Origin of the sequence: Mycobacterium sp. E3247 (assembly GCF_001667785.1) — a bacterium.
Classification (GTDB): Bacteria; Actinomycetota; Actinomycetes; order Mycobacteriales; family Mycobacteriaceae; genus Mycobacterium.
This window is the reverse complement of record NZ_LZJG01000219.1, coordinates 1-1,687: the sequence shown is the minus strand read 5'-3', so window position 1 is coordinate 1,687 and position 1,687 is coordinate 1. Positions and strand designations below refer to the sequence as shown.

At 69.2% G+C, this 1,687-nt stretch carries 2 protein-coding genes; one reads left to right on the top strand and one right to left on the bottom strand.

Annotated elements, in window-relative coordinates:
• Positions 1 to 34 precede the first annotated feature (34 nt).
• Positions 35 to 826 (top strand): SDR family NAD(P)-dependent oxidoreductase, encoded by a 792-nt coding sequence (locus tag A9X04_RS11855; protein ID WP_067920526.1) that lies wholly within the window; start codon positions 35 to 37, stop codon positions 824 to 826.
• Here A9X04_RS11855 and A9X04_RS11850 read toward each other — a convergent pair.
• A complete protein-coding gene (locus A9X04_RS11850) occupies positions 823 to 1,653 on the bottom strand; it encodes an SDR family NAD(P)-dependent oxidoreductase (RefSeq protein ID WP_067920524.1) in 831 nt (276 codons plus the stop codon). The genes A9X04_RS11855 and A9X04_RS11850 overlap by 4 nt on opposite strands.
• Positions 1,654 to 1,687: the final 34 nt, after the last annotated feature.

Below are 1,687 nucleotides of genomic sequence, written 5' to 3'. Positions count from 1 at the left end.
ATGCGGGTAGCTGCCTGAAATAGAGTGCCGTCCCATGGACGGATTCGAAGGTCGCGGAACGGTGGTCACCGGCGGGGGAGCGGGCATCGGTCGCGGCATCGCCGCCGGCCTTACGGCCTTCGGTGCGTCGGTCGCGATCTGGGAACGTGAGCCGCAGACCTGCGCGCAGGCCGCGGAATCCATTGGGGCGCTGGGCATCGTGGCCGATGTGCGCGACAGCGCCCAGGTCGACGACGCGCTGCAGCGCACGAACGCCGAACTGGGCACCCCGACGATCCTGGTCAACAACGCCGGCGGGGTGTTCTCCTCGCCGCTGCTGGAAACCAGTGAGAACGGCTGGGATGCGCTCTACCGGGCCAACCTGCGCCACGTGCTGCTGTGTACGCAGCGCGTCGCGAGACAGATGGTGTCCGAGGGCGTCGGCGGCAGCATCATCTCGGTCACCTCGATCGAGGGCGTGCGCGCGGCGCCGGGCTACGCGGCCTACGCCGCGGCCAAGGCGGGCGTCATCAACTACACCCAGACCGCCGCGCTGGAAGTGGCGCCCCACGGCATCCGGGTCAACGCGATCGCGCCCGACATCACGCTCACCGAAGGCCTGGCGCAGCTGGGCGGCGACGCCGCGCTGAGCGGGATCGGCCACGTGGTGCCGCTGGGGCGCCCCGGTCATGTCGACGAAATCGCCGGCGTCGCAGTGTTTCTGGCATCCCGCATGTCGTCATATCTGACCGGGCAGACCCTGCACGTCGATGGCGGGACTCACGCGGCGAGCGGCTGGTATCACGACCCGCAGACGGGCGCCTACCGCCTGGGTCCGGCCGGCTAGTGGCTCCACCCCTCGGCGGCCTGCTCGGAGAAGGTTCGGTCGATGCGCTCGAACCTGCGACGAATCGAGGCGCGGGCGGCTTCGTGTGGCAGCACGTACAGGCGGTTGGCCAGGATCGCATCCGCCGTGAGCCGGGCGACGTCGTCGACGCCGACGCCCTCGTCCTGGGTAGGGAGCGTCCCGTCCGCCGCCTTCGGCGAAGACGACAGCCCGTAGTCGGCGCCCCGGATCCGTTCCGAGTTGGAGACCAGCTTGGTCTCCACGACCATCGGGCACAACACCGAAACGCCGATACCGTTGTCCCGGACCTCCCGCGCGAGTGTCTCCGCCAGGCCGACCACACCGTATTTGGCGACGCCGTAGGTTCCCAGGCCCGCGTTCGGAACCAGGCCGGCGAACGATGCGGTGAAAGCCATGTGGCCGCCCGTGCCCTGCTCGAGCAGTCGCGGCAGGAACGCCTCGACGGCGTGGATGTTGCCCCATAGGTCGATGTCGATGACCCAGCGCCAGTCGTCGTGGGTCATCTGCGCGATCGGACCGGCAACCACGATGCCGGCGTTGCTGAAGACGACCTCGACGCGGCCGAGCAGGCGGAAAGACTCTTTCGCGAGGTGAACCATCTCGTGGAGATGCCGGACGTCGCACACCACGCCGTGGGCGTCGAATCCCTGGGCGCGCAGGTGGTTTACCGCCTGCTCCAGGCCGGGCTGATCGACGTCGGACAGCACCACGCGGGCGCCCCGGCGGGCGAATTCGGTGGCCGTGGCCAGACCGATACCGCTCGCCCCGCCGGTGACCACCGTTCCGCGACCTTCGAATCCGTCCATGGGACGGCACTCTATTTCAGGCAGCTACCCGCAT

Bases quoted from the DNA above. Each gene is read 5' to 3' on its own strand.
- A9X04_RS11855 (WP_067920526.1), top strand. From the start codon at position 35: ATGGACGGATTCGAAGGTCGCGGAACGGTGGTCACCGGCGGGGGAGCG.
- A9X04_RS11850 (WP_067920524.1), bottom strand. From the start codon at position 1,653: ATGGACGGATTCGAAGGTCGCGGAACGGTGGTCACCGGCGGGGCGAGC.